The 14,996-nt window shown below is 73.0% G+C and carries 16 protein-coding genes; 6 read left to right on the plus strand and 10 right to left on the minus strand.

From position 1 onward, the window contains the following. Positions 1-174: 174 nt before the first annotated feature. The 3 genes from OIE12_RS00590 to OIE12_RS00600 form a co-directional block, all read right to left on the minus strand. Complete coding sequence (locus OIE12_RS00590; protein WP_329130505.1) at positions 175-1,008, minus strand: PIG-L family deacetylase; 834 nt, start codon at positions 1,006-1,008, stop codon at positions 175-177. 232 nt (positions 1,009-1,240) lie between these two features. Then, entirely contained in the window at positions 1,241-2,605 is a 1,365-nt protein-coding gene (locus OIE12_RS00595) for an MFS transporter (RefSeq protein ID WP_329130507.1), read from the minus strand. 76 nt (positions 2,606-2,681) lie between these two features. After that, entirely contained in the window at positions 2,682-3,611 is a 930-nt protein-coding gene (locus OIE12_RS00600) for an SDR family NAD(P)-dependent oxidoreductase (RefSeq protein ID WP_329130509.1), read from the minus strand. Between the two features lie 58 nt (positions 3,612-3,669). On the opposite strand from OIE12_RS00600, the gene OIE12_RS00605 reads away from it, so the two are divergent. Then, a complete protein-coding gene (locus OIE12_RS00605; RefSeq protein WP_329130511.1) occupies positions 3,670-4,332 on the plus strand; it encodes a TetR/AcrR family transcriptional regulator in 663 nt (220 codons plus the stop codon). Positions 4,333-4,386: 54 nt separating this feature from the next. On the opposite strand, the gene OIE12_RS00610 is transcribed toward OIE12_RS00605, so the two are convergent. The 3 genes from OIE12_RS00610 to OIE12_RS00620 form a co-directional block, all read right to left on the minus strand. Next, positions 4,387-5,076, minus strand: coding sequence for a DUF5134 domain-containing protein (locus tag OIE12_RS00610; protein ID WP_329130513.1), 690 nt, complete (start codon positions 5,074-5,076; stop codon positions 4,387-4,389). Continuing rightward, a complete protein-coding gene (locus tag OIE12_RS00615) occupies positions 5,073-6,560 on the minus strand; it encodes a PepSY-associated TM helix domain-containing protein (RefSeq protein WP_329130515.1) in 1,488 nt (495 codons plus the stop codon). The genes OIE12_RS00610 and OIE12_RS00615 overlap by 4 nt, the downstream gene beginning before the upstream one ends. 126 nt (positions 6,561-6,686) lie before the next feature. Beyond that, a complete protein-coding gene (locus OIE12_RS00620) occupies positions 6,687-7,343 on the minus strand; it encodes a maleylpyruvate isomerase N-terminal domain-containing protein (RefSeq protein ID WP_329130517.1) in 657 nt (218 codons plus the stop codon). A gap of 68 nt (positions 7,344-7,411) precedes the next feature. Here OIE12_RS00620 and OIE12_RS00625 point away from each other — a divergent pair, with 68 nt between their 5' ends. Both OIE12_RS00625 and OIE12_RS00630 read left to right on the plus strand, forming a co-directional pair. Continuing rightward, positions 7,412-8,083 (plus strand): FadR/GntR family transcriptional regulator, encoded by a 672-nt coding sequence (locus OIE12_RS00625; RefSeq protein ID WP_329130519.1) that lies wholly within the window; start codon positions 7,412-7,414, stop codon positions 8,081-8,083. Beyond that, positions 8,083-8,955: an amidohydrolase family protein gene (locus OIE12_RS00630; protein WP_329130521.1), complete on the plus strand. Its 873-nt coding sequence runs from the start codon at positions 8,083-8,085 to the stop codon at positions 8,953-8,955. The genes OIE12_RS00625 and OIE12_RS00630 overlap by 1 nt, the downstream gene beginning before the upstream one ends. A 10-nt stretch (positions 8,956-8,965) precedes the next feature. Here the strand turns inward: OIE12_RS00630 and OIE12_RS00635 are convergent, their stop codons facing one another. Beyond that, a complete protein-coding gene (locus tag OIE12_RS00635) occupies positions 8,966-9,904 on the minus strand; it encodes an aldo/keto reductase (RefSeq protein WP_329130523.1) in 939 nt (312 codons plus the stop codon). After that, entirely contained in the window at positions 9,901-11,199 is a 1,299-nt protein-coding gene (locus tag OIE12_RS00640; protein ID WP_329130525.1) for an L-fuconate dehydratase, read from the minus strand. Before OIE12_RS00640 ends, OIE12_RS00635 begins: the two co-directional genes overlap by 4 nt. Before the next feature lie 136 nt (positions 11,200-11,335). On the opposite strand from OIE12_RS00640, the gene OIE12_RS00645 reads away from it, so the two are divergent. From OIE12_RS00645 to OIE12_RS00655, 3 genes are read left to right on the plus strand one after another with little or no spacing between them, the layout of a single operon-like run. After that, a complete protein-coding gene (locus tag OIE12_RS00645) occupies positions 11,336-12,172 on the plus strand; it encodes a fumarylacetoacetate hydrolase family protein (RefSeq protein ID WP_329130526.1) in 837 nt (278 codons plus the stop codon). Continuing rightward, positions 12,169-12,909, plus strand: a complete 741-nt coding sequence (locus OIE12_RS00650) for an SDR family NAD(P)-dependent oxidoreductase (RefSeq protein ID WP_329130529.1) — start codon at positions 12,169-12,171, stop codon at positions 12,907-12,909. The genes OIE12_RS00645 and OIE12_RS00650 overlap by 4 nt, the downstream gene beginning before the upstream one ends. A 41-nt stretch (positions 12,910-12,950) precedes the next feature. After that, positions 12,951-14,279 (plus strand): alpha-L-fucosidase, encoded by a 1,329-nt coding sequence (locus OIE12_RS00655; protein WP_329130532.1) that lies wholly within the window; start codon positions 12,951-12,953, stop codon positions 14,277-14,279. A gap of 73 nt (positions 14,280-14,352) precedes the next feature. On the opposite strand, the gene OIE12_RS00660 is transcribed toward OIE12_RS00655, so the two are convergent. Then, on the minus strand, positions 14,353-14,643 hold the full coding sequence (locus tag OIE12_RS00660; protein WP_329130534.1) for a low temperature requirement protein A: 291 nt from the start codon (positions 14,641-14,643) through the stop codon (positions 14,353-14,355). Next, positions 14,640-14,774, minus strand: coding sequence for a hypothetical protein (locus tag OIE12_RS00665; RefSeq protein ID WP_329130536.1), 135 nt, complete (start codon positions 14,772-14,774; stop codon positions 14,640-14,642). The genes OIE12_RS00660 and OIE12_RS00665 overlap by 4 nt, the downstream gene beginning before the upstream one ends. Positions 14,775-14,996: the final 222 nt, after the last annotated feature.

Here is a 14,996-nt window from a genome sequence, read left to right on the forward strand (position 1 = left end):
ACCGCGGACGTGTGGGCGACTTCGGTGTGGTGGGAGGAGCACCGGAGCCGGGTGGAACGTGCGACTCGGGAAGCCGGCCGGCGCGCGGGGGCGGAGGCGCCGGCCGGCTTCATCCTGAGGCACGTGCGGGGCCGTCTGCCCGCCGGCGGGCAGACGGGCAGACGGGTGGACGGGTCAGCGCAGGCCGGCGAAGAGGTCGTTCTCCGGCAGGGTCGCGCCGGTGGTGTCCCGGACGCGCAGGAACGTCTCGACGCCCATCAGTTCGCCGAACCTCTCCTTGCCCATCCTGAGGAAGAAGATGTTCTCGCCCTGGCTGGCGTGCGCGGCCAGGGCGTCGTACTTCTGGTCGCTGAACCCGGTCGCGTCGACCCACGTGGTGATCTCGTCGTCGGGGAGGCCGATCTCGGCCATCGCGGCGGCCTCGGCCGGGTCCGGCTCGGGCATGTCCTCACCGAACTCGCGCATGATCTCGCCGAACCGCCGCATCCCCGAGCGGGGCATCGTCGTCCAGTACACCTTCGGCACCGGCCCGGCTATCTCCAGTGCCGCCATCGTGATGCGGTGGGCCTGGATGTGGTCGGGGTGACCGTAGAAGCCGTTCTCGTCATAGGTGACGACCACGTCGGGGCGGTACTGCCGCATGAGGTCCGCGAGCCGGGCCGCGCCCTCCTGCACCGGGGTCCGCCAGAAGGATCCGGGGGCGTCGTTGGTCGCCCAGCCCATCATCCCGGAGTCGGCGTAGTCCAGCATCTCCAGATCGCTGATCTTCAGGACCTCGCAGCTCGCCTCGAGTTCCTTGCGGCGCATCAGGGCGACCGCCGCCGGGTCGTGGCCGGGATCGCCCGGCTTGACGCCTCCCGGTCCGTCACCGCAACCGCCGTCGGTACACGTCACGAGAACCGTGCGGATGCCTTCCGCCGCGTACCGCGCGAGGACGCCTCCGGTGCCGGTGGCCTCGTCGTCGGGGTGGGCGTGTACTGCCATGAGCGTCAAGGGCCGGTCGGCCATGGAAACAGTCCTCCTGCGATCGCGCAAAAAATGCGTACTGGTCCGAGTGTGCGGCGGGCGTGCCGCGGGTTCCTGCGGGGATCGGACCCTGTGGAAACGGACAACCACGTGGTCTGCGTGGTTCCCGCCCGTGCGGCGCCGGCCCCCCGCCGGTGCAACAGCACCGACGGGACCGACTGTTCCCGGGGCGGCGGCCGGTCCTTACGGATCTCGGCGTCCGACGTGAACGAGGTTACAGGGGCGGGTTGTTGGAGTCCTCGCGGCGTGTCGGCGCGTCGGGGGGAGCGAGATCGCCGGTGGACGAGGGGTCGTCGGCGAGCGGAAGATCGCCGACGTGCGGAAGGTCGCGCTCACGGCGCATCGGGCTCATGGCCAGGACGAGCCAGCTGGGCGCGACGACACCTGTCGTGATCCACATGGCCGGTCGGTACCCCACGGCGTCGCCGAGCAGCCCGCCGAGCACGGAGCCGAGCGGGATGGTGCTGTGGTTGATCACCGCGGCCGTGGCCACGACCCGGCCGAGCAGGTGCGGCGGGCAGTAGCTCTGCCGAAAGCTGCCGACCACGACATTGGCCACGGAGACGCCGGTCCCGACGAGGAAGGATCCCGCCGCGAACAGCAGCATCCCCGGCCCGGCGGTGGTCATCGGCAGGAGCAGCGCGAACGGTGCGGTGGCGAGTTGCAGAAGAAGCAGTCCGCGCCCGGTGCCGATGCGCCGGCTCACCCTGGTGGCCGCGACCGCGCCGACGATGCCGCCGGCGCTGCCGCTGGTCAGCAGCAGCCCGACCATGGCCGGGTCCAGTCCGACGGCGCGAACCAGGAACACGACCTGAACCGCCTGGTACCCCATCAGCGCCATGTTCACGACGGCGCCCCAGGTGACCATCGGCCGCAGGTACCGGTCCCGGCCCACGAAGCCGAGCCCTTCGACGATCTGCCGTCGCAGCGGTGGCCGGTCCGCGCCGGGGGCGTGGACCGGTTCGGCCACCCGGATGCGCGTGAGGCAGAAGGCGGAGACCAGAAAGGTCGCCGCGTCGGCCACGAGCGCGGCGACCGCGCCGAAGGCCTGGACGAGCACCCCCGCCGCCCCCGGCCCGGCGAGCTGCGCGGCGGCCTCGCCGCCCTGCAGCCTGGCGTTTCCCTCCAGCAGGCCCCGGCCGTCGAGCACGATCCGTATGTACGAGTGGTAGGCGGTGTGGAAACACACCGCCGCGGTACCGCAGAGCAGCGCGACGACGGCCATGTGCGCGAGGGTGAGCGCGCCGCACCACGCCGCCAGGGGGACGCTCGTCAGCGCCGCGGCGGACACCAGATCGCAGGCGATCATCAGTGGCCGTTTCCGCACGCGGTCCACCCACGCGCCCACGGGCAGCCCCACCAGCAGCCAGGGCACCCACACCGCCCCGGCGAGCAGGCCGACGGCGGTGGAGTCGGCGTGCAACGTCACCACCGCGATCAGCGGCACGGACACCACGGTGATGCTGCTGCCCAGTCCGCTGACGGTCTGGCCGATCCAGAGCGACCGGAAGTCGGGGTGGACGAGTCGCGCCGCCCGGCGGGTCGGGGTGCGGTCCGGGGTGTCATGCGTCGGGGCCACGGAGGAATCATGCCGCGACCTCCCGGTCCGCCGCGCACGTCCGCTGTACGCCGCCGAGTTGCGCGGCGGCACCCCCTTACGCGGGCGCCTCGTCCGGCGGGAACGCGGCCGGGTACGGCTCTGCGAAGTCGGCCGAGCGGCTCACCTTTTCCCAGGTGGCCGCTTCGGCGAGTTGGCGGCGGGAGTAGTCCTGCGCCATCTCCACGGCGTTGACGCCGAGCAGCAGGTGCGAGGGGGGATTGTCGCGACCGGCCGCGTCGACGATGATCCGCGCGGCGCGCTGCGGGTCGCCGGCCGCTCCGGCGTCGTTCTGCCGTACGCGCCGGTTCATCAGGCCGACGGTCTCCTCGTACGGTGCGGGGATGTCCCGCACGGTCATCGAGGAGCCGGCCCAGTCCGTGGCGAAGCCGCTCGGTTCGACGACCATGACGCGCACTCCGAAGGGCGCCGTCTCCGCGGCGAGCACCCGGGAGAAGCCGTCCACGGCGAACTTGGCGGCCTGGTAGGACGCGATGCCGGGCGAGCCGCCCACGCGGCCGCCGACCGAGGAGATCTGCACGACCGTCCCGGAGCCCTGGGCGCGCAGGGCCGGCAGGGCGGCCCTGGTGACGTGGTAGACACCCCAGAAGTTGGTCTCGAACTGGGTGCGGAAGTCGTCGTCGTCCGTGGTCTCGACGGGCGAGACGTTGGCGTACCCGGCGTTGTTGACGAGCACGTCGATGCGTCCGTAGTGGCCGAGCACCGTGTCGACGACCGTCCGTGTGGCGGCGCCGTCGGTGACGTCGAGCGGAAGCGCGAGGACCCGGTCCTCGCCGTACTTCCGTACGAGATCGTCCAGTTGCTCCGGCCGGCGGGCGGTGGCGGCGACGAGGTCGCCCGCGTCGAGCGCGGCGGTGACCAGGGCGCGGCCGAGGCCGCGGGAGGAGCCGGTGACGAACCAGACCCGCGCAGCGGGGGCGCTCCCTTGCTGTCGTTCCTGTCGCTCTTGTCGTTCCTGAGGTTCCATACCATTAGTGAAACACCGTTGCGTTAATAGTGCAACAGCGTTGCTCTACGATGGGGCGATGACCGCGTCCGGATTCCAGCGCGCCCGCAGCGCACAGGCCAAGCAGCAGCGCGAAGCGGCGATCCTCGAGGCGGCCCGCGCGCTCGGCGCCGAGCGCGGGATCAGGGAGATCACCCTCACCGACATCGCCGCCGCCGTGGGCATGCACAAGTCCGCGCTGCTGCGCTACTTCGAGACGCGGGAGCAGATCTTCCTCAGGATCACCGCCGAGGGGTGGCGGGAGTGGTCCGCGGAGCTGTGCGGCCGGCTGCGTGAGCTGCCGCACGCCGGGCCGGAGGGCGTCGGCGAGGTGCTCGCGGCCACGCTGGCGGCCCGGCCGCTGTTCTGCGACCTGCTCGCCCAGGCGCCCCTCAACCTGGAACGGAACGTGTCGGTGGAGTCGGTGCGCGCCTTCAAGCTCGTCACCCTCGACGAGGTCGCACGGATCGGCGCGGAACTCGGCCGGCTGCTCGGCCTGGACGAGCAGCGGGCCGTCGATGTCATCGCGACGGCCACCAGCCTCGCCGGCGCCCTGTGGCAGATGGCGACGCCGGGCCCGCACATCCAGGCGCTCTACCGCGACGACCCCCGGCTCGCGCACGCCGTGGTGGAGGTGGAGCCCCGGCTGCGCCGGGTCCTGGGCGGCCTGCTCCGGGGGATCACCGGCGACGCGGACGCATAGCGTGCCGCCGCCGCGCCGGAACCGGTGCGGCGGCCACGGGCCCGCCCTTCAGCGCTATCCGACGAGCAGTACGAACATCACCGCCATCCCCAGCGCCATGGCCGCATGGCAGCCGAGCCCGAGGGCGACGGCAGCGCCCTCGCCCGGCACCCCGGCCGTCGTGACCGTTACGGCCGCCGCACCCGTCGCGCCCGGCCGGACCGCCGGGTCCAGGGCGCGGGCCCGGTCGAACGCACGGGCCAGCCAGACCAGGCCGAGCCCGGCGAACGCGGCGGCGAGGACGCCCGCCGCCAGCCTCGGCCCCGTACCGGTCAGGGTCATGGCGGCGAGCCCCGAGCCGTCGCCCATGTCCATGCCCTCCATGCTGCCCCCGCCGGAGCCGCCCGCCATCGCACCGGAGGAGGCCATCGCCGCCACCATCCAGGCCATGGCCGCCATCATCAGCACGTGTGGCCACGCGGCGAGCACCGCCCCGCGCCGGGTGCGGTCGCCGGGACGGAAGGGGGCGGCGGCGAGGAACCACAGCGCGCCCGCCGAGAAGAGCACGATCTGCGGTCCGGCCGACAGGTCCATGCCCCACGGCCAGGCCATCGCCGCCATCAGCGCGCTCATCGCCACGTGCAGCGCGTGGTCCACCCGCGCGGTGACGGCCGTCCCGGGCAGGACGGCCCGCCACACCCCGTGGGCGGCGGACACGGCGAACAGCAGGGTCAGGATCCAGCGCAGTCCGGTCGCCGCGATCACGCCGTCACCCCCGCCCGGCGCCGCCGCACCGCGCCCGCCGTCACGTCCACCAGGACGAACAGGAGCAGCGGCAGACCGAAGAACGGCACGTAGTAGCCGATGACCGCGGCCGCCACCACGAGGGGCGCGAGGACCCGGCCGGGCACCCGGCGCCAGGCCCCGCGCACCGGCGCGCGGCCGGCAGTGAGGCCCTGCGCGCGGGTCGGCCGGCGCAGCCACCACATGCGGTAACCCCACAGCGTCATCCCGATGACGCCGAGGGCGAGCAGCGCGAGGACGATCTGGTTGGCGAGGCCGAACAGCAGGCCCATGTGCGCGTTGATGCCCCAGGAGGTCATCTTGGCGAGCAGCGGGAAGTCGTCGAAGTCGAGCTCGTGCGTCACCTTCCCAGTGGCCGGGTCGACGGCGACCACGTCCTGTTGTTCGGGCCAGCTGCGGGTGTTCTCCTTCACGGTGTACGCGGAGTCCGCGTCGGCGGGCGGGGTGACGACGAGTACGCCGACCAGCCCGGCGTCACGGGCCGAGGCGACGACCGCGTCGATGCCGACGTCCTCGCGCCCGTCTCCCCCGCCCTGCTCCGCGCCGGTGGCGGCGGGCAGCACCGTGGAGACCGAGGGCGTGCTGCCGCCCAGGGAGTCCTGGATCCGCCCGATACTGGCGCCCGCGTGCGCGGACCAGGTCAGGCCGGTCGCGGAGAGGGCGAGCAGGCCGGCGGAGGCCCACAGGCCGACCGCGCCGTGCCAGGAGAGCGTGCGCCGACGGCCCTTGGGACCCCCTCGGGGCAGCAGCAGACGGCGCAGCCGCTTGCGGTTGCGTGCGGTGCCGGCCCACAGGGCGAGACCGCCGAGCACCTCGACCCACAGCCAACTCGCGGCGATCTCACTGTAGTTGCGGCCGAAGTCGCCCAGGTGCAGATTGCGGTGCAGATCGTCGAGCCAGGCCCGGGCGGGCAGCCACTGGCCGAACGTCCGCAGTTCGCCGAGGACTTCGCCGTCGTACGGGTCGACGAAGGCGGTGAGCGTGTAGCCCGCGGGCAGGCCGTCCTTGTCGAAGGTGACGCGGGTGGAGTCGGTGGGCCCGGCGCCCTTCGTGACGGACACCAGGGTGCCGCCGGGCACCGCCCGCCGCGCGGCGGCCACTTGGGCGGCGAGCGGCTCGGCGCTGCCGTGGGGCGTCACCTTCAGCTCGTGGTCGTAAAGGATCGACTCGACCTGTGGCGTGACGGTGTAGGCGAGTCCCGTGACGGCGGCGACGAGGATGAACGGGCCGATGAGGACACCGGCGTAGAAGTGCAGCCGCAGCAGCAGGGGCCGCAGCCCGCTCCACGGTCCCGGCACGGCGGGCGCGGGCGCGGGAACCGGTTCCCCGGCCGACCGCGGCGACGGCGGTACGTCGGCATCAAGACCGACGGGAGCCCGCGCCTCCGGTACGGGCTCCGCCTCCGGCGCGGCCCCCACCCCCGGCTGTGTCCCTGTCTCGGGCATCCGCGACTCCTCTCCCCACCGCTGCCGCGGCCGACCGTTTCGGCGACGGCAGCACAGGAGTCGGAGCGGCAAGGGAGGAAGTTCCCGGTGCCACATGTGACCGGGGTCACGTCCGCCGGAGCGCCGTCAGCCGAGGATGAGCGGCAGGTGGGCGGCGAGGCCGGACAGCGCGGCCGTCTCGGCGTCGGTCGGTGTGCGACGCCCGGTGCCGATCAGCAGGGCGTCCTTGTCGGAGAACCGGGCGGGAAACGGGGCCCCGGCGATCCGCTCCAGCAGGGCGCGCGCCGCGGCGAGGGCTTCGGCGGGCGGCTCGGCGGCCGACGGCAGGTGCGCGATGAGGTCGAGGTGGTGCAGGGTCCATTCGAGTACGTACGCGGAGAGGTAGTCGCCGACGGTCAGTACCTTCTCCTGGGTGCTGACGCGGAGGGCGGGGTCGGCCAGTCGCGCGGCCCGGCCCGCGGCGGAACCCACGTCGTCCAGGTGGAACGTCAGCCATCGCGGCGGACCGTACGCGGCGGCCAGCCGCGGGATCAGCGCGTCGAGGGGGTCCTCGCCGGTCGGCGGCTCGTCCAGGAGGGTCCAGTAGGTGACCGCGTCCGCGGTCGGTTCGGTCCCGCTGGGCGTGACGAGGGTGATCAGCACGTCCTGGGCGTCGATGACGAGGTGGCAGACCAGGTCCCGCACACGCCACCCGGCACAGCCGGACGGCCGCTCGAAGTCCTCCTCCGACAGTTCGGCGACCGCCGCGAGCAGTGCTGTCCAGGAGCGCGAGAAGAGATCCATCAGGGCACGGTAGGTCGGCCCCGGAGTGACGGACAAGCGGACCGGACGCCGGACTTAGAGTGGGCCGCATGGCGGTCACCGACGCGGCTATTCTCAAGATCAAGGAAATGATCGTCTCGGGCGAGCTGTCGCCCGGGTCCCGGCTGCCTCCCGAGAAGGAGCTGAGCGAGGCGCTCGGGCTCTCGCGCAACTCGCTGCGGGAGGCCGTCAAGGCACTGGAGGTCATCCGCGTGCTGGACGTGCGGCGCGGTGACGGGACCTACGTCACCAGTCTCGAACCGCGGCTGCTGCTTGAGGCCATGTCCTTCGTCGTCGACCTCCACCAGGACGATTCGGTCCTGGAGGTCCTCGCGGTACGGCGGATGCTCGAACCGCAGGTGGCCGCGCTGGCGTGCCGCTCGATCACCGACGAGCGGCTGGCCGCGATCGAGCGGCGGCTCGCGGACGTCGGTGCGGACGCCGACGTGGAGACCCTGGTCGCCCACGACATCGCGTTCCACCACGCGATCGCCGAGGCGACCGGCAACGCCTATCTGACGAGTCTCCTCGACTCCCTGTCCGGCGACACCGTCCGCGCCCGCATCTGGCGCGGCATCACCGAGGGCGGTTCGGTCGCCCGCACGATCGACGAGCACCGCGGCATCCTGGACGCCCTGCGGCACCGGAACGCGGAACTCGCCCAGGCGCTGATGTTCGTCCATGTCTGCGGTGTGGAGCACTGGCTCCGCAGGGCCCGCTGATGCGTGTCGCACCGCCATCCGGCAGCCGTGTCGCAGAGGTGATCGACGCGCATGTGCACGTCTGGGACCCCCGTCGGCTGCGGTACGACTGGCTCGCCGGTACGGCGCTGGACCGGCCGAGGCTGCCGGGTGACATCGACGACGCCGACGGCGCGGTGACGCGGTGGGTGTTCGTCGAGGCCGACGTCGCCCCGGAGGCGGCCCCCGACGAGGCCCGCTGGGTCGCGGGCCTTGACTGGCCCGGGCTGGCGGCGATGGTCGTGGCGGCCGACCTGGAGGCGCCCGACGCGGGCGAACGGATCGAGCGGGCGGCCGCGTTGCCGCTCGTGCGCGGCGTCCGCCAACTGCTCCAGGACCTGCCGGGCGAGCGGCTCGTGGCGCCCGCGCTGCGCGCGGGGCTCGCCGAGGTGGTTCGCGCCGGTCTCGTCTTCGACGCGTGCGTGCGCTGGACCCAGCTGGACGACCTCGGCCGTCTGCTGGCCGGCTCCGGTGACGGGACCACCGTCCTCGACCATCTCGGCAAGCCGCCGGTGGACGAGGGCCTGCGCTCGGACGCCGGGCGGGCCTGGCTGGCGTCGCTGCGAAGGCTGGCCCGTCATGAGCGGCTGACGGTGAAGCTCTCCGGGCTGCCCGCCGAGGCCCGCGACGCGGAGACGCTGCGACGGCACGGCCCGGACCTGCTCCGCGCGGCCCTCGACCTGTTCGGCCCGGAGCGCTGTCTGCTGGGCGGTGACTGGCCGGTGAGCACCGGGGCCGACGGCGGGACGACGACGGCCGAGTGGTTCGGCCTGGTGCGGGACGTCGTCGGCCGCGCGGACTGGCCCCAGGTCGCCGCGGGCACCGCGCGCCGGGTCTACGGGATCGCCGGCTGAGGGAGGCGCGTCAGGGGATCAGCCGTTCTTCGCGCAGCGTCTCCCACAGTCCGTCGGGGATCTGGGTCCTCATGTGCCGGAGGTTGGCGCGCATCTCGGCCGGGCTCGCCGTGCCGACGACCACCTGGTCCACCGCCGGGTGGCGCAGCGGGTACTGGAGGGCGGCGGCGGGCAGCGGGACGCCGAAGCGGGCGCAGGTCTCGCGCAACCGTACGGTGCGTGCGGCGAGTTCGGGCGGTACGGGGCCGTAGTCGTAGTGGGCCGTGGCGGGGTCGTCGGCGGCGAGGAGCCCCGAGTTGAACACCGCGACCGCGAGGACCCGTACCCCGCGCTCCTGGCACAGGGGCAGGAGTTGGGCGGCGGCGGGCTGTTCGAGCAGGGTGTACCGCCCGGCGATCATGACGACGTCGAGGTCGCCCTCGCGGACCGCACGGACTGCCGCCGCCACGCTGTTGACGCCGATCCCGATCTCGTCGACCAGTCCGGCCTCCCGCAGATGTACGAGTGCAGGCAACCCCTGCCGCAGTCCCTCGTCGAGACCGTAGACGTCGGGGTCGTGGAGGAAGAGGGTGTCGACGCGGTCGAGGCCGAGTCGTTCGAGTGAGTCGTCGAGGCTGCGCCGAATGCCGTCCGGGCCGGGGTCCCAGTGCCGTACGTGGTCGTCGGGCACGAGGAACCCGCTCGCCTCGTCGGTGCCGTGCCGGCGGCCGGTGTTCGGCACGATGAGGCGGCCGGCCTTGGTCGACAGGCGGTAGCTGTCACGGGGCTGTTCGCGCAGGAACGCGCCGAGGCGGCGCTCGCCGAGGCCCAGTCCGTAGTGGGGCGCGGTGTCGAAGTCGCGGATGCCGCCCGCCCAGGCCTCCTCCAGTACGGCGTGGGCGTCCTCGTCGGAGACCTCGCGGTAGAGGTTGCCGAGGGGTGCGCCTCCGAAGCCGAGCCGGCCGGTCATGCGGCGGCTTCCGTTCCGGTGGGCCGGCGGTGTGCGGCGAGCGAGGCCGCGCGCATCTCGGTTCCGGCGCCCGGGGCGGTGGGGGCGCGGTAGCGGCCGTCGCGGATCACCGTGGGGGTGACGAAGTGTTCGTGGAGGTGGTCGACGTATTCGATCATGCGTCCTTCCCTGGTGCCGGAGACGGCGACGAAGTCGAACATCGACAGGTGCTGGACGGCCTCGCACAGGCCCACGCCCCCGGCGTGCGGGCAGACGGGGATGCCGAACTTCGCGGCGAGCAGCAGATGGGCGATGTTCTCGTTGACGCCGCCGACGCGGGCCGCGTCGATCTGGAGGATCTGCACGGCTCCGGCCTGGAGGAACTGCTTGACCATGACGCGGTTGTGCACGTGTTCGCCGGTGGCCACCGGAACGGGGGCGATGGCGCGGGCGATGGCGGCGTGGCCCAGGATGTCGTCGGGGCTGGTGGGTTCCTCCACCCAGGCCGGGTCGTAGGGCGCGAGGGCGCGGATCCACTCGACGGCGGCGGCCACGTCCCAGCGCTGGTTGGCGTCGACCGCGATGGGGTAGCCGGTGCCGCAGATCTCGCGGGCGAGCCGCAGACGTCGGATGTCGTCGTCGAGGTTGGCGCCGACCTTGAGTTTGATCTGCGGGAATCCGGCGTCGAGGGCCTCGCGGCACAGGCGGGCGAGTTGTGCGTCGGAGTAGCCGAGCCAGCCGGGGCTGGTCGTGTAGGCGGGGTATCCGTCGGCCAGGAGGGCCTGTTCGCGTGCGGCCCGGCCGGGTTCGGCGCGGCGCAGCAGGGCGAGGGCCTCGTCGCGGGTGAGGGCGTCGGTGAGGTAGCGGTAGTCGACGAGGTCGGCGATCTGTTCGGGAGACATCCGGGCCAGCAGTTGCCAGAGCGGCAGTCCCGCCCGCTTGGCCCTGAGGTCCCACAGGGCGTTGAGGACCGCGCCGACGGCCATGTGCATGATGCCCTTCTCGGGTCCCAGCCAGCGCAGTTGGGAGTCGTGGGCCAGGATCCGCCATGCCTCGCCCATGTCGTCGAGGAGCGGTTCCACCGCGCGTCCGACGAGGTGGCCCTCCAGCATCTGGATGGCGGCCACCTGGACGTCGTTGCCGCGGCCGATGGTGAAGGCGAAGGCGTGTCCTTCGTGGCCGTCGGGCGCGTCGGTGCGGAGGACGACGTAGGCGGCCGAGTAGTCGGGGTCCGGGTTCATGGCGTCGGAGCCGTCGAGCGACGCGGAGGTCGGGAAGCGGACGTCCGCCGTGGAGACGGAGGTGATCGTGGTCATGGGCCCTCCCGGAACGCATCCAAACATCGGATCATTCCTGGGGTCAACTGGTAGGGTGCCGTCGGCTCACGTGTCGCAGGGGCCGGGAGTTCCGATGTCCGGAATCCGTCCGGAATCCGATTGCGGAAGGGGTCTGATGAAGTTCGCACGGATCGGGGAGGCCGGCCGGGAGATTCCGGTCGTCGTCGCCGAGGACCACTACCTCGACCTGTCGGCCCTCACGGACGACATCGACGGAGCCTTCCTGTCGCGGTCCCTGGAGAGTGCCGCCGCCGCGGTGCGCGCCGGTGACCTGCCGCGGATCGAGCGCGCGGGACAGCGGATCGGCGCGCCGGTCGCCCGGCCGTCCGCGGTCGTCTGCGTGGGGATGAACTACGCCGCCCACGCCGCCGAGTCCGGGGCCGAACCGCCGAAGGATCTGGTGGTGTTCCTCAAGACTCCGAACACCGTGGCCGGTCCCGACGACGACCTCGCCATCCCGCCGGGCAGTGTGAAGACCGACTGGGAGGTGGAGCTCGGCGTGGTGATCGGCCGCCGGGCGAGCTACCTCGGCTCGCCGGCCGAGGCGCTCGCACACGTCGCCGGGTACACACTGGCCAACGATGTCTCCGAGCGCGAGTGGCAGATCGAGCGGTCCGGGGGCCAGTGGGGCAAGGGCAAGTCGTTCCCGGGCTTCTCCCCCGTCGGCCCCTGGCTGGTCACCGCCGACGAGATCGACCCGGGCGCGCTGCGGCTGCGCAGCTGGGTGAACGGCGAGCCGCGCCAGGACTCCAGCACCTCCGACATGATCTTCGACGTCGGCCAGATCGTGTGGCGGCTGAGCCAGTTCCTGGTCCTGGAGCCGGGCGATCTGGTCCTGACCGGTACGCCCGAGGGCGTCGCCCTGTCCGGCCGCTTCCCCTATCTGCGCCCCGGTGACGTCGTCGAACTCGAGATCGACGGACTCGGCCGGCAGCGGCAGGTGACCCGGTGACCGGCTTCGGACACGTCAGGGCCCTGGTCACCGGCGGCGCGTCGGGAATCGGCGCGGCGATCGTCGCCAGGCTGCGCGAGGAGGGTGCGCGGGTCGCCGTACTGGACCTGAACCCGCTCGCGGGCGACCCCGACGCCCACCGGGTGGACGTCGGCAGGGACGAGGAGGTGCGGGCGGCGGTGGCACGTGTCGCCGAGGCGTTCGGCGGGTTGGACGTCGTCGTCAACAACGCGGGGATCGGCGCCCGGGGCACGGTGGCCGACAACTCCGACGACGAGTGGCACCACGTCCTGGACGTCAACGTGCTCGGGGCCGTCCGGGTCAGCCGGGCGGCGCTGCCGTGGCTGCGCCGGTCGCCCTGCGCCGCGATCGTCAACATGTGCTCCATAGCCGCGAGCGCGGGGCTGCCGGAGCGCGCGCTGTACGGGGCGAGCAAGGGGGCGCTGCACTCGCTGACGCTCCAGATGGCGGCGGACCACGTGGGCGAGGGGATCAGGGTGAACGCGGTCAGCCCCGGCACCGCGGCGACCCCCTGGGTGACCCGGCTGCTGGACTCCGCCGCGGACCCGGTGGCCGAGCGCGCGGCCCTGGACGCCCGGCAGCCGCACGGGCGTCTGGTGGAGGCCGCGGAGGTCGCCGACGCGGTCGCCTATCTGGCCAGTCCCCGCGCGGGCTCGACGACGGGCACGGTCGTCGAGGTCGACGGCGGGATGTCGGGGCTCAGGCCGCGCCGCTGACCCCGCTTCGCCCGGTACGTGTCACGGAAGGGATCCCCGCCATGGCCATGTCCGAACGCCCACCGCTCTATCGGCAGTTCGCCCGGGAGACCCCGGCCTGGTTCCGGGACGCCAAGCTCGGCGTCTTCGTCCACTGGGGTCCGTACTCCGTGCCGGCCTGGGCCGAGCCCTTCGGGGTGTTCGGCAGCGTCGAGGACGAGGAGGAGTGGTTCCGGCGCAACCCTTACGCCGAGTGGTACGCCAACACCATCCGCATCGACGGCAGTCCGGCCCGCCGGCACCACCAGGAGACCTACGGCGGGGCCGACTACGACACGTTCCTCGACGCCTGGCGGGCGGAGGCGTTCGACGCCGACGCCGTCATGGACCTCGTCGCCGCCACCGGTGCCCGCTACTTCGTGCCCACCACCAAGCACCACGACGGTGTCACCCTCTGGGACGCCCCCGGGACCGGCGACCGCAACACCGTCCGCCGGGGCCCCGGGCGCGATCTGGTCGGCGAGTTCCGCGAGGCCGCCGCGCGCCGGGGCATCCGCTTCGGCGTGTACTACTCCGGCGGCCTCGACTGGCACTTCGCCCCGGCCCCGCCCCTCGTCCGTCACATCGACGACTCCGTGCGCCCCCAGGACCGGGCCTACGCCGACTACGCCTTCGACCACGTCGCCGACCTCATCGAGAGGTACCGGCCGGACCTGCTGTGGGGCGACATCGAGTACCCCGACGCGGGCAAGGCAGAGGGCGGCAAGAGCCTCGTCGAACTCTTCCGCCGCTTCTACGCCACCCGCCCGGACGGGGTGGTCAACGACCGCTGGGGGGAGACGCATTGGGACTTCCGCACCAGCGAGTACGCGCACGACCGTGCGAGCGAGGGCGACGGCGCCTGGGAGAACTGCCGGGGCGTCGGCTTCTCCTTCGGCCACAACCGACTGGAGGACGAGTCCCACTCACTGAGCGGCCCCGAGGCGATCCGCCACTTCCTGGACGTCGTCTCACGCGGCGGCAACCTGCTGCTCAACATCGGCCTCACCGCCTCCGGCGAGGTCCCCCCGGTCCAGCGCAGCACCCTTGAGGCACTCGGCGTCTGGAACCGCGTCCACGCCGACGCGGTCTTCGCCTCCCGCCCCCTCGGCACGGCCGTGGCCCGCCCCCACGACGAGCCCTGGGTCCGCTGGACCCGCACGGAAACCCACGCCCACGCCTTCCTCGACGCCCCGACAGGCACCCGCGTCCCCCTCGACGCGAACGGTGACGCCCTGGACCTCTCCGCCGCCACGGGTGCGCGCACCGAGGTCATCGACGGCACGCTCGTTGTGACGCCCGGGGAGCGGGCCCCGGTCGGGCCGGTGCGGGTCGACGTGCCGCTGCGCTGACGGCCGGGCGGATGGACGGGCGTCACGCCGGGGGTGGCGGAGTGGCCGAGGCCGCCGGGGCGCGCGAAGGGGGTCAGCGCGGTGGCGACGAGGAGGTAGGCGCCCGACGCGGATACCAGCGGCCAGGCCGCCTGCTCCGGGAGCCGGCCGTCGACGTGTTCCGCATCACGGCGAAGAAGTGCTCGTCCCACCCGGCCTCGGAACCGGCCTCGACGAGCTGGATGACACCCTCGCCCAGCACGATGATGGCGAACAGGCCGAGCCGTTCGGCCAGATGCTCGGTGTCGGTGCGGGCGACGGTCACCGTGCCCTCCCCTGCCGGGTACCGGCCGGCCTCGACGAGCAGGGCCTGCCGCAGGCTCAAGCGCTCGCGCTGGTACTGAAGGCACTGCCGCCGAGGAAGCGCGTGGCGGTGTAGGCGATGGCGAACGCCGTGCCCTTCTGCCCCTCCTGGACGCCGTGCACGGCCGCCGCCATCACCGTCAGGCCGAACATGCCCGCGAGGAGCCTGCGGACGTGGGTGTTCTCCCCGGCGACGTCACGACGTCCAGGCGACGTCGTGCCATCCGGGTTCGCCGTGCAGCAGGTGCGCCGTGCGCGGGAACGTTCGTCAATGCCTGAGCCACGGCGGCAGACTACTGGCAGCCCCCCACGGTAATCACGGGCCGTGTCCTCGCCCGGAGTGTCCGGCGAGGGCACGGCCCGGTCACTAGCATG

It is taken from the genome of Streptomyces sp. NBC_00670 (genome assembly GCF_036226765.1).
Classification (GTDB): Bacteria; Actinomycetota; Actinomycetes; order Streptomycetales; family Streptomycetaceae; genus Streptomyces.

Coding starts and splice junctions, on each gene's coding strand:
- OIE12_RS00645 (WP_329130526.1), top strand. CDS start 11,336: ATGAAGTTCGCACGGATCGGGGAGGCCGGCCGGGAGATTCCGGTCGTC.
- OIE12_RS00605 (WP_329130511.1), top strand. CDS start 3,670: ATGACCGCGTCCGGATTCCAGCGCGCCCGCAGCGCACAGGCCAAGCAG.
- OIE12_RS00640 (WP_329130525.1), bottom strand. CDS start 11,199: ATGACCACGATCACCTCCGTCTCCACGGCGGACGTCCGCTTCCCGACC.
- OIE12_RS00625 (WP_329130519.1), top strand. CDS start 7,412: ATGGCGGTCACCGACGCGGCTATTCTCAAGATCAAGGAAATGATCGTC.
- OIE12_RS00630 (WP_329130521.1), top strand. CDS start 8,083: ATGCGTGTCGCACCGCCATCCGGCAGCCGTGTCGCAGAGGTGATCGAC.
- OIE12_RS00600 (WP_329130509.1), bottom strand. CDS start 3,611: ATGGAACCTCAGGAACGACAAGAGCGACAGGAACGACAGCAAGGGAGC.
- OIE12_RS00590 (WP_329130505.1), bottom strand. CDS start 1,008: ATGGCCGACCGGCCCTTGACGCTCATGGCAGTACACGCCCACCCCGAC.
- OIE12_RS00635 (WP_329130523.1), bottom strand. CDS start 9,904: ATGACCGGCCGGCTCGGCTTCGGAGGCGCACCCCTCGGCAACCTCTAC.
- OIE12_RS00655 (WP_329130532.1), top strand. CDS start 12,951: ATGGCCATGTCCGAACGCCCACCGCTCTATCGGCAGTTCGCCCGGGAG.
- OIE12_RS00615 (WP_329130515.1), bottom strand. CDS start 6,560: ATGCCCGAGACAGGGACACAGCCGGGGGTGGGGGCCGCGCCGGAGGCG.
- OIE12_RS00620 (WP_329130517.1), bottom strand. CDS start 7,343: ATGGATCTCTTCTCGCGCTCCTGGACAGCACTGCTCGCGGCGGTCGCC.
- OIE12_RS00665 (WP_329130536.1), bottom strand. CDS start 14,774: ATGTTCGGCCTGACGGTGATGGCGGCGGCCGTGCACGGCGTCCAGGAG.